Here is a 13,668-nt window from a genome sequence, read left to right as displayed (position 1 = left end):
CCCGGGCCGCCTCGCTCAGCCCGCCGACGCGTCCCCGACCGCCGGCGAATCCTGGGCGACCTCGGGGGCGAGCAGGTCGCGGGTGGCGTGCCACGACCACGCGGCCACCACCACGCTCACCACGGCCGCGGCCACGAAGATGTGGCGCGGGGACAGCAGGGTACCGGCCACGGCGCCCACGCCGAGGGCCAGCATGGTCATCGTGCGGTTGGCCCCGCTGACGGCCGCGTTGACCTTGCCGCGATCCTTGTCCGCGGTGCGCAGCATCAGGACCGGGAACAGGGCCGACCCGGAGGCCATGACGCAGGAACCGATGATCACGGAGGCGACCCCGAGGACGACGACGTTGGGGGCGAGGCCCGCGAGCGCCATCCCGACCCCACCGGCGCCGATGCCGGCGACGACGACGACCACCCGGGTCGCCTCCTTCATGATCCGGGCCGAGAACCACGCACCGCCGATGGCGCCGACCGCGCTGACGGCCTGCAGGATCCCGAACTCGGTGGTCGTGGCCCCCAGCGTGCCCTTCACGAGGAATACCTCCGCGATGTTGATGGTCTCGAGCGCCAGCAGGAAGGGGATGGTGGCGGAGAAGAGGACCCAGTTGACCCGGTCGGCCCGCAGGACGGCGAACCCCTCCGAGGACCAGAGCCGGGTCAGGGGGCTGACGGACGCGGATGAGGCGGAACCGGTCTCACCGACTCGGCGGGTCGTGACGGCGAGGGCGGCCACACCGACGCCGAGGAAGCCGATGGTGGCGACCCACAAGGTGGCGGGGACCCCGTAGCGGGCCACGAGGACGCCCGCGCCGGCGGCTCCGACCGCTCCGGTCAACAGGAGCGACGACTGCTGCAGCGCCGACGCACGACCCAGGTCCTCCTCGCCGACGATGCGTGGAAGGAGCGCGGCCCACGTGGGTGAGGCGAACGACTGGCCGACCTGGAGCAGGACGACCAAGAGGTACATGCCCATGGCGGGCGGGCTCAGGGCCAGTCCGGCGACGGCGATGCCCTGGGTCAGCGAGGTGAGCAGCAGGATCGTGCGTGAGTCGTAGCGGTCCACGACATAGCCGGCGATGCCGACGCAGAGGATCGTGGGAATGGCGAACGCAGCGGTCAGGAGCGCGATCTGTGCGGGGCCTCCACCACTGGTGAAGATGCGCAGGGTCAGCGCGAACATGACCAGGGCGTCGCCGGCGCCGACGCCCACCACGGCCGGCAGGACGATGCGGAGGTCCCGGTGGCGGAACAGGCTCGGCCTGCGCGTCCTCGACCTCACGCCTGTGTTCCCCCACTGGTCTCTGGTGCGGCTCCCACGACAAACGGGCGCGCCGCGGGCTACCCAGAACTGAAGACACCCGACCCCCACGCTGAGTCTCGAGCCTACCCGTGAAGCCGGGCTCCCGCATGTTGTCGCACGCCAACGCGGCGACCCGCAGCCGGAGGGAGCGAGATCCGGGAAACGTCCCGTAACAGGGCGAACGAGACAGCGAGAGGGTCAGGCGGTAGCGGTCCCGAAGGCTTCGTCCAGGATGTCGAGCCCCTCGGAGAGGAGGCCGTCACCGGCGACGAGCGGTGGCAGGAAGCGGATGACGTTGCCGAAGGTGCCGCAGGTGAGGGTGACCAGACCCTCCTGGTGGCAGGCCCGGTTGACGGCCGCGGTGAGGGCTGCGTTCGGCGTCGTGTCGTCGGCACCGGCGACGAGCTCGATGGCGAGCATCGCGCCACGCCCTCGGATGTCGCCGACCTGGTCGTACTTCGCGGCCAGGGCCTCGAGCCGGGGGCGGAAGATCGCCTCGATCTCGCGGGCCCGCCCGGCGAGGTCGAGCTCCTTCATCGTCTCGATGGCCGCGAGCCCGGCCGCGCACGCGACGGGGTTGCCGCCGTAGGTGCCCCCGAGGCCACCGGCGTGGACGGCGTCCATCAGCTCGGCCCGTCCGGTGAGACCAGCCAGGGGCAGACCACCGGCGATGCCCTTGGCCGTGGTGATGAGGTCGGGCACGACACCTTCGTGCTCACTGGCGAACCAGTCGCCAGTACGGCAGAAGCCGGTCTGGATCTCGTCAGCGATGAAGAGGATCCCGTGCTCGTGGCACCAGTCGGCCACCCGCTTGACGAATCCCGGCGCCGGGACGATGAAACCACCCTCGCCCTGGATCGGCTCGAGGATGACGGCCGCGGTGTTCTCCTCCCCGACCTGCGTGTGCACCTGGGTGGTGAAGGTCGCGAACGCCTCGTCGGCGCAGGACTCCGGGCCGGTCGGCCACCGGTAGGGGTAGGCCATCGGGACGCGGTAGACCTCTCCCGCGAAGGGACCGAAGCCGGCCTTGTAGGGCATGCTCTTCGCGGTCAGGGCCATCGTGAGGTTGGTGCGACCGTGGTAGGCGTGGTCGAAGGCCACGACCGCGTCGCGGCCGGTGGCGTGGCGCGCCACCTTGATCGCGTTCTCGACCGCCTCGGCGCCGGAGTTGAAGAGCGCAGAACGCTTCTCGTGCTCACCGGGGGTCAGTTCGGCCAGCTGCTCGCACACCTCGACGTATTCGGCGTAGGGCGTCACCATGAAGCAGGTATGCGTGAAGTCGGCGACCTGCCGCTGGACCGCCTCGACGACCCGGGTCGCGGAGTTGCCGACGGACGTGACCGCGATGCCCGCGCCGAAGTCGATGAGCTGGTTGCCGTCGACGTCGACGAGTATGCCGCCGGCTGCCCGCTCGATGTAGACGGGCAGCCCGGTGCTCACCCCGGCGGAGACGGCTTTCTGCTTGCGCTCGTGGAGCGCGAGCGAGGCGGGGCCGGGGATGGCGGTGCGGAGGAGACGCTGCTGCTCGACGGTCATGAGGTGCCTTCTTCCTGGTTGGTCTGCGGCCGGCCGGCGAGCAGTGCCTGGCCAGGATCCCACGTCGTCCCGTCACGCGCGTCCTGCCGTCGGCGCGCGATCGCCGAGAGCGCTTCGAGGACAACGCGATTGGCGAGCGCGGCGGTGATGTCGGCGTGGTCGTAGGGCGGGCTGACCTCGACGACGTCGATGCCGACGACGGGCAGCTCGAGGCAGATCCGACGGACGGCGTCGAGCAGCTGGCGCGCCGACAGGCCGCCGGGCTCGGGCGTCCCGGTGCCCGGCGCGTGGCCCGGGTCGCAGACATCGATGTCGACGGAGAGGAAGACGCCGTCGCACTCGTCGGTGACGATGGCGAAGGCGTCCGTGAGGCACACGTCGAGGCCGCGGTGGACGATCTCGGTCATCTCGAAGGACCGCATCCGCTGCTCGGCCATCCACTGCAGCGTCGCCGGCGGCGGCCAGTAGCCGCGCAGCCCGATCTGCAGGAAGCGGTCGCCCCGCAGCGCCCCCGACTCGATCAGCCGGCGCATCGGCTGGCCGTGCCCCCACAGCGAGCCGAACTCGATGTCGCCCGTGTCGGCGTGGGCGTCGAAGTGGAGCATCGAGACCCGGCCGTGGCCGAGCACGTTGGCAACGCCCTTGGCGTCGGGGAAGGCGATCGAGTGGTCACCGCCGAGGACGACGGGGATGGCGCCCGCCCGGGCGACCTTCTCGACGGCGGCCTCGAGCGCCGGCAGGGCGACCTCGATGTCGCCGGAAAACATCTCGACGTCGCCGGCGTCGACGACCCGCAGGTCCCGCAGGCCGTCGGTGCGCAGTGCGAGCGACGGCCTCGAACCGTCGTGCGGGAGGTAGTCGGTCATCCGGATCGCCTGCGGGCCGAAGCGGGTGCCGGGGCGGTGGGAGGTGCCGCCGTCGAAAGGGGCACCGAGGATGACGACGTCCGCCGCGGCATACGTGCTCGGGTCGTCGAGGTCGCAACGCTCGACCCCGAGGAAGGTGATGTCGGGGCCGTACTGGCTGCCGTAGCGCGTCATCCCGCCTCCTGCGGGGTCCGCTCGTCCTGGCCCCAGGCCGAGCCGTATCCCCCGGGCGCCGGGGCGGCGAGCAGCTCGAGGAAGGGGACCGCGTCGAAGGCCTCGGGGCCGAGGACGCCGGCGCCCGACCAGACGCCCGTCGCGAGCAGCTCGAGGGCGACCACGGGGTTGATGGCCGTCTGCCAGACGACGCACTGGGCGCCGTAGTCGCGCATCGTCACCTCGTTGTCGACGACGTGGAAGAGGTAGGTGGAGCGAGGCTGCCCGTCCTTGCCGGTGCCGGTGACCCAGAGGCCGGCGCAGGTTTTGCCGGTCATCAGCGGCCCGATGGTCGACGGGTCGGGGAGCACGGCGGCGACGACGTCGCGCGGCGAGACCTCGACCCCCTTCACGGTCACGGGGTCGGTGCGGTCGAGACCGAGGGCGTGAAGGGTCTTGAGGACGCCGATGAACTCGTCCCCGAGACCGTACTTGAAGGTGACCCGCTTGGCATCGACCCACCGGGGCATGAGGAGCACCTCCTCGTGCTCGACGTTGACGCACTCGACCGGCCCGATCCCCTCGGGGAAGTCGAAGACCTCCGGCTCGCTGAACGGCGGGGTGACGAACCAGCCGCGGTCCTTCTCCCAGATCACCGGCGGGTTGAGGCACTCCTCGATCGTCGTCCAGATCGAGAAGCTCGGCGCGAAGATCTCCGCGCCGGCGTCGTTGCGCACCACCAGGTTTGCCCCGTCCCGGGTGCCCAGCTCGTCGATCTCGGAGAAGAGGTGGTCGGCGGCGTAGCGGGCGAAGACGTCGGAGAGCCCCGGCTCGACGCCCATGCCGACGAGGGCGAGGCGGCCCTCGGCCTCCCAGTCCTTCGCGGCCGCGAACTGCTCGTCGCCGAGCTTGGTGCCCACCTCGGCATACGGGCGGTCGGTATGCCGCACCGACAGGCTCATCGCCATGTCGAGGTAGTCGGCGCCCGCGGCCCGGGCACCCTCGAAGACGGGCATGACGAAGCGTGGGTCCACCGCGTTCATGACGTGGGTGATCGCGTGCTCGCGCGCCAGCGCCGTGACGGAGGCGGCACTCGAGGCGTCGACCCGGGCGGCGACGAGCCGTGACTCCCCCGGTCGGCGGGCCGACGCGGCGGCGACCGTCGCCTCGGCCCGGGCGAGGTCGTAGTCCGCCATGACCAGCAGCTCGAAGAAGTCCCGGGCGACGGCGATGCGGGCCAGGGCGTCTCCGACGCCGCCGGAGCCAACGACGAGAATGCGCATGGTCGAATCCCCTTGTCAGCTGTCGAGATTCGCCATGACGTGCTTGATCCGGGTGTAGTCCTCGAAGCCATACATCGAGAGGTCCTTGCCGTAGCCGCTGCGCTTGAAGCCTCCGTGGGGCATCTCGGCGACGAGCGGGATGTGGGTGTTGATCCAGACGCAGCCGAAGTCGAGCGCCTTCGAGACGCGCATGGCCCGCCCGAAGTCCTTCGTCCACACACTGCTGGCGAGGCCGTAGTCGACCCCGTTGGCCCACGCGATCGCCTCCGCCTCGTCGGTAAACCGCTGCACCGTGATGACCGGGCCGAAGATCTCGTCCTGCACGACCTCGTCGTCCTGGGACAGGCCAGAGACGACGGTCGGCTCGAGGAAGAAGCCGTCGCCGAGGGCCGCGATCCGCGACCCTCCGGAGGTGATGTCGGCGTGGTCGGGCAGCCGGCCGAGGAAGCCCTGGATGCGCTCGAGCTGAGCGGCGCTGTTGACCGGTCCGAAGAGGACGTCCTCGTCGTCGGGCATCCCCACCCTGGCCTCGGTGCGGGCGTACTCGCCGAGGGCGGCGACGAAGTCGTCGTGGATGCCTGGGGCGGCGAGCACCCTTGTCGCAGCGGTGCAGTCCTGCCCGGCGTTGAAGTAGCCGGCCGTGGCGATACCCGCGACGGCCGCCTCGATGTCGGCGTCGTCGAAGACGATCACGGGCGCCTTGCCACCGAGCTCGAGGTGGACCCGCTTGACCGCCTTGGCTGCCGACTCGGCCACCTGCATACCGGCGCGGACGGAGCCGGTGATGGCGACCATGGCCGGCGTCGGGTGCTCCACGAGCGCGCGGCCGGTGTCGCGGTCGCCGGTGATGACGTTGAGGGTGCCGGCCGGCAGGAACTCGGACGCGATCTCGGCCAGCAGCAGGGTCGTCTCGGGCGTCGTGTCGGCGGGCTTGAGGACGATGCTGTTGCCGGCCGCGAGGGCCGGGCCGATCTTCCAGATGGCCATCATCATCGGGTAGTTCCACGGGGTGACCTGGCCGATGACGCCGATCGGCTCGCGGCGGACCCACGAGGTGTGGCCCTTGAGGTACTCGCCCGCCGCGCGCCCCTCGAGCACCCGGGCCGCGCCGGCGAAGAAGCGCAGCTGGTCGACCATCGGCGGCACCTCCTCGCTGGCGGTGAGCGCGAAGGGCTTGCCGGTGTTCTCGGCCTCGAGGTGGACGAACTCGTCGGCCCGGGACTCGATGGCGTCGGCGAACTTCAGCATCGCCTGCTGGCGCTCGCTCGGGGTGGCCTGGCCCCACTCCGCGAAGCCGGCGCGCGCCGCGGCATACGCCCGGTCGACGTCCTCGGCCGTGGAGACGGGGGCCGTCGCGACGACGCGGCCGGTCGACGGGTGGACGATGTCCGCCCGGGTGTCGCCGCCGGCCTCGACATACTCACCCCCGACGAAGTTGCGCAGGGTGCGCGGGGGGGCGGGCGTGGTGCTGGTGGTGTCCGGGGCGCTGACGGTCATGACGGCGACGATACAACCGCAGGACGCAATTTTGGGACCCTTCGGACCGGGAGTTTCTCGATAATTCGTCGCTGAGGTCTCGCCAAACGACGGATTCCGTCATAGTATGACCTGATGAGCACCTCATCGCGAGACTCAGCGAAGACCCTCGTCCTCGACGACGTCTCGAAGCAGATCATCGAACGCCTCCAGGAGGACGGCCGACAGCCCTACGTGACCATCGCCAAGGCGGTGGGGCTCTCCGAGGCCGCCGTGCGGCAACGGGTGCAGCGGCTGCTCGACTCCGGGGTCATGCAGATCGTCGCGGTGACCGACCCGCTCCAGGTGGGCTTCCGTCGCCAGGCCATGGTCGGCGTCCGGGTGGAGGGCGACGTGGCCCCGGTGGCGCAGGCCCTCGGCGAGCTCTCCGAGGTCATCTACGTCGTCACGACCGCCGGCAGCTTCGACCTGCTGGTCGAGGTGGTCTGCGAGGACGACGACCACCTGCTCGAGTTGCTCAGTTCGCGCGTTCGCGCCCTGCCGGGCGTCCGGAGCACGGAGACGTTCGTCTACCTGAAACTCAACAAGCAACATTACAACTGGGGTACCCGATGAGCACCACCACGACCACGTCAGCCGCCCACACCGCGCCGACCGACACCGCGCCGACCGACACCGCGCCAGCCGATACCGCGCCGACGCCGGAAGTCGCGACGACACCGGCGGGCACGCCGTATGCCGACGCGGCCCGCAACCACCTGTGGGGCCACTTCACCCGGCACTCGGTCTACGAGCCGACGGGGTCCGGCGGTGGCGGCGCCGACGTGCCGATCATCGTGCGCGGCCAGGGCCACCGGATCTGGGACGACCGCGGCAAGGAGTACATCGACGGCCTCGCCGGGTTGTTCGTCGTCCAGGTCGGCCACGGCCGGGTCGAGCTCGCCGAGGCGGCCGCGAAGCAGGCGCAGGAGCTCGCCTTCTTCCCGCTCTGGTCGTATGCGCACCCGCGCGCCATCGAGCTCGCCGAGCGGCTGGCGGGTTACGCCCCCGGCGACCTCAACCGGGTCTTCTTCACCACCGGTGGTGGCGAGGCCGTCGAGTCGGCCTGGAAGCTGGCCAAGCAGTTCTTCAAGCTCACGGGAAAACCGGGCAAGCACAAGGTGATCAGCCGGGCCGTCGCCTACCACGGCACACCGCAGGGGGCCCTGTCCATCACCGGCATCCCCAGCGCCAAGGAGATGTTCGAGCCGCTCGTACCCGGCGCCTTCAAGGTCCCGAACACCAACATCTACCGCGCGGCCGAGGGGCATCGTGACGACCCGAAGGCCTTCGGTCTGTGGGCCGCCGACCGGATCGCCGAGGCCATCGAGTTCGAGGGTCCCGACACCGTCGCGGCCGTCTTCCTCGAGCCGGTGCAGAACTCCGGCGGCTGCTTCCCCCCGCCCCCCGGCTATTTCGAGCGGGTCCGCGAGATCTGCGACCGCTATGACGTGCTGCTCGTCTCCGACGAGACGATCTGTGCCTTCGGCCGGATCGGGGACATGTTCGCCTGCAACGACTTCGGCTACGTGCCCGACATCATCACCTGCGCCAAGGGGATGACCTCCGGCTACTCCCCCATCGGCGCGATGATCGCCAGCGACCGGCTCTTCGAGCCCTTCCGGCACGGCACGACGTACTTCCCGCACGGCTACACGTTCGGGGGGCACCCCGTGTCGGCGGCCGTCGCGATGGCCAACCTCGACATCTTCGACCGCGAGGGCCTGAACGCCCACGTGCGGGAGAACGCCCCGAAGTTCCGGGCCTCGCTCGAGACGCTGCTCGACCTGCCGATCGTCGGCGACGTGCGCGGCGAGGGCTACTTCTACGGCATCGAGCTGGTCAAGGACAAGGCGACCCGCGAGACCTTCGACGACGCCGAGAGCGAGCGGCTGCTGCGCGGCTACCTCTCGCGCGCCCTCTTCGACGCCGGGCTCTACTGTCGCGCCGACGACCGCGGCGACCCGGTCGTCCAGCTCGCCCCGCCGCTGACCATCGGTGAGCCCGAGTTCGCCGACATCACCTCGCGGCTGCGGTCGGTCCTCGCCGGTGCGTCGGCCCACCTCTGAGCTGGTTCTCCACCCCGGGACCGACGTGAGTACCCAGGTGCGCGAGACGAACTGGTCGTGAGCCGACCACTGTGGTGGGGTGACGACCCCGTCCCCCGTATGCCGCCCCGCGCACCCCTCGCCGGCGACACCGCCGCCGACGTCGTGGTCGTCGGCGGCGGCTACACCGGCCTGTGGACGGCCTACTACCTGCTGGCCGCCGACCCCTCACTGTCCGTTCGCGTCCTCGAGGCGGAGCACGTCGGCTTCGGCGCCAGCGGCCGAAACGGCGGCTGGGTCTCGGCGCTCTACCCGGTGGCTCCCGAGACCATCGCCCGGCGGCACGGCGAGCCCGGCGCGCGTGACCTGCTGGCCGCGCTCCGGAAGAGCGTCGACGAGGTGGGGCGAGTCGCCGCGGCCGAGGGGATCGACTGCGGCTTCTACCGGGGCGGGTCCCTCGTCGTCGCCCGGAGCGAGGCCCAGGTGAGTCGTGCCCACGCCGAGGTGTCGCACTCCCGGCACTGGGGCACCGGTACGGTCTGGCTCGACGAGGCTCGCGCTCGGGAACGTCTGTGTGCCAACGGACTTCGTGGTGCGACGTTCACGCCGCACTGCGCCCGGGTGCAGCCCTACGCGCTGGTCCGCGGGCTTGCCGAAGCGGTCGAACGCCGGGGTGCCGTGATCCACGAGAACACCCGGGTGGTCTCGATCGAGCCCGGCCGGGTGCGGACGGCCGAGGGGGTAGTCGTCACCGCCCGGCACGTGATCCGGGCGACCGAGGCCTGGACCTCGAAGCTCCCGACCGCGCGCCGAGCGGTCGTCCCGGTCTACTCGCTCGTCGTCGCGACCGCTCCCCTGCTGGCGTCGGTCTGGGAGGGAGTGGGTCTGCGGGACTTCGAGACCTTCAGCGAGCACCGGCACCTCATCGTCTACGGGCAGCGCACTGCCGACGACCGGCTCGTCTTCGGCGGTCGTGGCGCGCCCTACCACTTCGGCTCCGGGATCGACCCCGCGTTCGACACCGACGAGGCGGTGCACGACGGTCTGCGGACCGTGCTGCGTGAGCTGCTGCCGGCGCTCGGCGACGTCGAGTTCACCCACGCGTGGGGCGGCGCCCTCGGGATCGCCCGCGACTGGCACCCGAGCGTCGCCCACGACCCGGAGACCGGCCTGGGCCGGGCCGGCGGCTACGTCGGCGACGGCGTGGCCCTGACCAACCTCGCGGGGCGGACGCTGGCCGAGCTGGTGACGGGACGGCATACGGCGCTCTCGTCGTTGCCGTGGGTCGGGCACCGCTCTCGCCGTTGGGAACCCGAGCCGTGGCGGTGGCTCGGTGTCAACGTCGGGCTTCGCCTCGCGAACCTTGCCGACCAGGAGGAGACGCGGACGGGCCGGCCGTCACGCCTCGGTCCCCTGCTCTCCGCACTCACCGGCCATTGACGCCTCCGCCCGCCATGGCGCCGTACTGGGTAGGATGACTATCCAGTTGTCGGCGCGGCCGAGAGGAGGGGTCCGGAGTGCGTATCTCGGAGCTCTCGGGAAGCAGTGGCGTGCCGGTGGCGACGATCAAGTTCTACCTGCGCTTGGGCCTGCTGCACGACGGCCGGCACACGTCGGCGACGCAGGCCAGCTACGACGACTCGCACGTGGACCGGCTCAAGATGGTCAGGGCGCTCGTCGGCGTCGGCGGCATGAGTCTGGCCCGCGTGAAGTCCATCATCGCGGTCATCGAGAACCCGCCGCAGACGATGCACGAGCTCCTCGGTCCGGCGTCCCTCATGGGCCGGCCGGGGGACGTCGACTGCGACGCGCTTGATGTTCTCGACGAGACCGACCCGGAGGCGACGGGCCACGCCCGGGTGCACCGGCTGCTGCGCGAGTGGGGCTGGGATCCGGCGGAGTCGTTCTGCAGCACCCACATCGAGATGGGCGACGCGCTCGACGCGATCGAGGACTCCGGTTTCGCCCTGTCCGACCTGGCCCTCGGCGACTACCGCGACCACCTCACCGCGCTGGCGGCGAAGGAGGTGGCGCGCACGCCGACGACGAGCAGCGAGGCCGCCGTGCGGTATGTCGCGCTCGGGGTGCCGCTCGTGGAGCCCCTGCTCCTCGCGATCCGACGACTCGGCCACCAGCACGCCTCCGCGGCGATCTTCAGCGGGTCGGCAGCTCCGGAGCAGGCGGCTAGGTGAGGTAGCGATCGAAGACGGCGGCGATCACGAGGATCACCGGCACCGAGACGAAGGTGCTGACGAAGATCGCGTCGCGTGCGAGCAGCAAGCCGCGGTTGTATCGGTTGGCGTAGGTGAAGATGTTCTGTGCGGTGGGAAGCGCCGCAGTCACCGCGGCCGCGAAGAGCGCCGGGCCGCGCAGCCCGACGAGCAGGTAGCCGATGCCGACCGCGGCCACCGGCTGGACGACGAGCTTGAGCCCGACGAGGGTCCAGACGTGACACCCCACGAGCCTCCGGAGCCCGGCCGCGGGCCGAGGCGCAGGGAGATGCCGAAGGCGATGAGCATCGCCGGCACCGCCATGTTGCCGACGAGCTGGATCGGCTGGAGGACGACCTCGGGGATCCGGTCGCGCACCAGCGAGGCGAGGATGCCGATGAGGGCGCCGACGGTGATGGGGTTGCGCACGAGCCGGCGCAGGCTCGGCCCCAGCCGCGGCCGTTGTCCGCGTGCATCGGCGTCGAGAAGAGCCATCGCGAGCGGCGTGAGGACCAGCAGCTGCATCAGCAGGGTCGGCGCCATGAGCGAGATGTCCCCGAGGACGTAGAGCGCGATGGGGAGCCCGAGGTTCCCCGCGTTGACGTATGCCGCGCAGAGGCCCCCGATCACCATCTCCCCCAGCGGTGCTCGCCAGCGCCACCGGGCGATCGCGAGATAGATCGCCACCGTGACGATGACGCTGCCGAAGGAGGACACGAGGTTGGGCGAGAAGATCGCGCTGATCGGGGTCCTCGCCATGATGACGATGAGCAGGGCGGGCGACGCGACATAGAACGCGAGCCGGGACAGGAGGTTCTGCGCGGCGGTGTCGAGGACGCCGAGGTGGGCGAGCACCCACCCGAGCGCGACGACCACCGCGATCGTCCCGAAGCCCTCGAGCACTCCCACCACGGGTCGATCGTGTCAGCCCCGGGACGCACTCGCCGGGACGTGTCCGCCCAGCGGTCGCGGCCACAGCTCCGGAGCCCCGAGCGGCGACCGCTGCCACTCGACGCGGCGTCAGGTCTCGGCGAGGGGGCCGACGTAGAACCAGCGACCGGCCCGCCGCTCGAACCAGCTCGTCTCGCTCATGACCTCGTCACGACCACCGGTGCGGAAACCGGCCTCGAACGAGACGACCCCGGTGTCGTCGTCGAGTCCCCCGTCGCGCGTGACGGTCACCCTCAGGCCGGTCCAGGTCACGGTCGGCGGGTCCGGGTCGTCGTCGTCCGGGCGCGTGCGCGGGTGCCAGGTGCGGAGCAGGTGGTCCCGGTCCCCCAGCACGTATGCCGTGAAGCGAGAACGCATCACCGCCTCCGCGGTCGCCCCGGGCACCCCGTCGAGGAGTGGCCCACAGCAGTCGTCGAACCGGACCCCGCTCCCGCAGGGGCACGCACCCGGCGCCGTCAGGACGGCACGCCCCGGAGCACGGCCTGCAGGTCGGTCAGGACGGAGGCGTCCTCGATCGTGGGCGGCGTGGTGGGTGAGTCCCCGTCGGCGATCTGGCGCATCGTCTTGCGGAGGATCTTGCCCGACCTCGTCTTCGGGAGGGCGCTCACGATGTCGACCTGCCGCAGGGCTGCGACTGCGCCCACCTCGGCGCGCACCCGCGCCACGAGCTCGCGCTTGATCCGCTCACCCTCGGTGTCCGCGTCGATCCCCGACTTGAGGATGACGAGCGCGCGCGGGACCTGGCCCTTCAGCTCGTCGTAGACCCCGATCACGGCGCACTCCGCGACGGCCACGTGCCCAGCGAGCGCCGCCTCGATCGACCCGGTCGACAGCCGGTGCCCGGCGATGTTCAGCACGTCGTCGGTGCGCCCCATGACGAAGAGGTAGCCGTCCTCGTCGACGTAGCCGCCGTCGCCGCTGAGGTAGTAGCCGTCGTAGGCGGACAGGTAGCCGGAGACGTAGCGTTCGTCGTCACCCCACAGCGTCTGGAGGGTGCCGGGCGGTAGCGGGAGCCGCAGGCAGATCGCCCCCTCGGTCCCGGCAGGCGCGGGCTCGCCGCGCTCGTCGAGGATCTGCACGGCATACCCCGGCACGGGCACCGACGGGGAGCCCGGCTTGATGGGCAGCTCCTCGAGGCCGCGGGGGCTGGCGGCGATCGGCCAGCCCGTCTCGGTCTGCCACCAGTTGTCGACGACGGGGACGCCGAGCCGGTAAGTGGCCCACTGCCAGGTGTCGGGGTCGAGCCGCTCGCCGGCGAGGAAGAGGGTGCGCAGCGAGGAGAGGTCGTAGTCGTGCATCTTCAGGCCCTGGGGGTCGTCCCGCTTGATCGCCCGGTATGCCGTGGGCGCCGTGAACATCGCGACGACGCCGTAGTCGGCGATGACTCGGAAGAAGGCGCCCGCGTCGGGTGTGCCGACCGGCTTCCCCTCGTAGAGAACGGTGGTGCAGCCCGAGAGCAGGGGCGCGTAGACGATGTAGGAGTGCCCGACGACCCACCCGACGTCGCTCGCCGTGAACCAGGTCTCCCCCGGCGCGATCCCGAAGATGTGGTCCATCGACCAGCGCAGTGCGACGGCGTGACCCCCGTTGTCACGCACGATCCCCTTGGGCTTCCCGGTCGTGCCCGAGGTGTAGAGGATGTAGAGCGGGTCGGTCGCCGCGACCTCGACGCAGTCGGCGCCCGCCTCGGCGGCGGGGCTGCTGACGAACTCGTGCCAGTCGACGTCCCGCGGCCCGAGCGATGCCGGCGCCTGCTCGCGCTGGAGGACGACGACGACGTCCGGCGTGTGGCTCGAGCGCGCGATGG

The 13,668-nt window shown here is 71.1% G+C and carries 13 protein-coding genes; 4 read left to right on the top strand and 9 right to left on the bottom strand.

What is annotated here, in order from left to right; all coding sequences use genetic code 11:
- Positions 1–15 precede the first annotated feature (15 nt).
- From Q0R63_RS24285 to Q0R63_RS24265, 5 genes are all read right to left on the bottom strand, one after another.
- On the bottom strand, positions 16–1,278 hold the full coding sequence (locus tag Q0R63_RS24285; RefSeq protein WP_295702975.1) for an MFS transporter: 1,263 nt from the start codon (positions 1,276–1,278) through the stop codon (positions 16–18).
- Between the two features lie 219 nt (positions 1,279–1,497).
- Positions 1,498–2,835, bottom strand: a complete 1,338-nt coding sequence (gabT, locus tag Q0R63_RS24280) for a 4-aminobutyrate--2-oxoglutarate transaminase (RefSeq protein ID WP_295702972.1) — start codon at positions 2,833–2,835, stop codon at positions 1,498–1,500.
- On the bottom strand, positions 2,832–3,875 hold the full coding sequence (gene speB / locus Q0R63_RS24275; protein ID WP_295702969.1) for an agmatinase: 1,044 nt from the start codon (positions 3,873–3,875) through the stop codon (positions 2,832–2,834). Before speB ends, gabT begins: the two co-directional genes overlap by 4 nt.
- Positions 3,872–5,137, bottom strand: coding sequence for a saccharopine dehydrogenase C-terminal domain-containing protein (locus tag Q0R63_RS24270; protein ID WP_295702966.1), 1,266 nt, complete (start codon positions 5,135–5,137; stop codon positions 3,872–3,874). The genes speB and Q0R63_RS24270 overlap by 4 nt, the downstream gene beginning before the upstream one ends.
- A gap of 15 nt (positions 5,138–5,152) precedes the next feature.
- A complete protein-coding gene (locus Q0R63_RS24265) occupies positions 5,153–6,634 on the bottom strand; it encodes a gamma-aminobutyraldehyde dehydrogenase (RefSeq protein ID WP_295702962.1) in 1,482 nt (493 codons plus the stop codon).
- 114 nt (positions 6,635–6,748) lie between these two features.
- Between Q0R63_RS24265 and Q0R63_RS24260 the strand changes: the two genes are divergently transcribed.
- The 4 genes from Q0R63_RS24260 (at position 6,749) to Q0R63_RS24245 (ending at position 10,892) form a co-directional block, all read left to right on the top strand.
- A complete protein-coding gene (locus Q0R63_RS24260) occupies positions 6,749–7,228 on the top strand; it encodes an Lrp/AsnC family transcriptional regulator (protein ID WP_295702959.1) in 480 nt (159 codons plus the stop codon).
- The gene (locus Q0R63_RS24255) at positions 7,225–8,721 is read left to right on the top strand and encodes an aspartate aminotransferase family protein (RefSeq protein ID WP_295702955.1); all 1,497 of its coding nucleotides are present in this window, start codon (positions 7,225–7,227) and stop codon (positions 8,719–8,721) included. The genes Q0R63_RS24260 and Q0R63_RS24255 overlap by 4 nt, the downstream gene beginning before the upstream one ends.
- Positions 8,722–8,778: 57 nt before the next feature.
- Positions 8,779–10,140 carry an FAD-dependent oxidoreductase gene (locus Q0R63_RS24250; RefSeq protein WP_295702954.1) on the top strand — a complete coding sequence of 454 codons (1,362 nt, stop codon included), beginning with the start codon at positions 8,779–8,781 and terminating at the stop codon, positions 10,138–10,140.
- A gap of 77 nt (positions 10,141–10,217) precedes the next feature.
- On the top strand, positions 10,218–10,892 hold the full coding sequence (locus Q0R63_RS24245) for a MerR family transcriptional regulator (RefSeq protein WP_295702951.1): 675 nt from the start codon (positions 10,218–10,220) through the stop codon (positions 10,890–10,892).
- On the opposite strand, the gene Q0R63_RS24240 is transcribed toward Q0R63_RS24245, so the two are convergent.
- From Q0R63_RS24240 to Q0R63_RS24225, 4 genes are all read right to left on the bottom strand, one after another.
- Entirely contained in the window at positions 10,885–11,109 is a 225-nt protein-coding gene (locus Q0R63_RS24240) for an AEC family transporter (protein ID WP_295702949.1), read from the bottom strand. The genes Q0R63_RS24245 and Q0R63_RS24240 overlap by 8 nt on opposite strands.
- Positions 11,040–11,822 carry an AEC family transporter gene (locus Q0R63_RS24235; RefSeq protein ID WP_295702946.1) on the bottom strand — a complete coding sequence of 261 codons (783 nt, stop codon included), beginning with the start codon at positions 11,820–11,822 and terminating at the stop codon, positions 11,040–11,042. Before Q0R63_RS24235 ends, Q0R63_RS24240 begins: the two co-directional genes overlap by 70 nt.
- 108 nt (positions 11,823–11,930) lie before the next feature.
- A complete protein-coding gene (locus Q0R63_RS24230; RefSeq protein ID WP_295702977.1) occupies positions 11,931–12,320 on the bottom strand; it encodes a YchJ family metal-binding protein in 390 nt (129 codons plus the stop codon).
- Positions 12,317–13,668: AMP-binding protein (locus tag Q0R63_RS24225; RefSeq protein WP_295702944.1), on the bottom strand; the 1,352-nt coding region annotated here is incomplete at its 5' end. The genes Q0R63_RS24225 and Q0R63_RS24230, both read right to left, overlap by 4 nt.

Source organism: Lapillicoccus sp., from assembly GCF_025353065.1.
Taxonomy (GTDB): Bacteria; Actinomycetota; Actinomycetes; order Actinomycetales; family Dermatophilaceae; genus Lapillicoccus.
Note: the sequence above shows the minus strand (reverse complement) of the source record. Positions and strands in the feature narration are given on the sequence as shown.

Excerpts from the sequence above, each read along its gene's own strand:
- gabT (WP_295702972.1), bottom strand. The coding sequence starts at position 2,835 with ATGACCGTCGAGCAGCAGCGTCTCCTCCGCACCGCCATCCCCGGCCCC.
- Q0R63_RS24260 (WP_295702959.1), top strand. The coding sequence starts at position 6,749 with ATGAGCACCTCATCGCGAGACTCAGCGAAGACCCTCGTCCTCGACGAC.
- Q0R63_RS24270 (WP_295702966.1), bottom strand. The coding sequence starts at position 5,137 with ATGCGCATTCTCGTCGTTGGCTCCGGCGGCGTCGGAGACGCCCTGGCC.
- speB (WP_295702969.1), bottom strand. The coding sequence starts at position 3,875 with ATGACGCGCTACGGCAGCCAGTACGGCCCCGACATCACCTTCCTCGGG.
- Q0R63_RS24265 (WP_295702962.1), bottom strand. The coding sequence starts at position 6,634 with ATGACCGTCAGCGCCCCGGACACCACCAGCACCACGCCCGCCCCCCCG.
- Q0R63_RS24255 (WP_295702955.1), top strand. The coding sequence starts at position 7,225 with ATGAGCACCACCACGACCACGTCAGCCGCCCACACCGCGCCGACCGAC.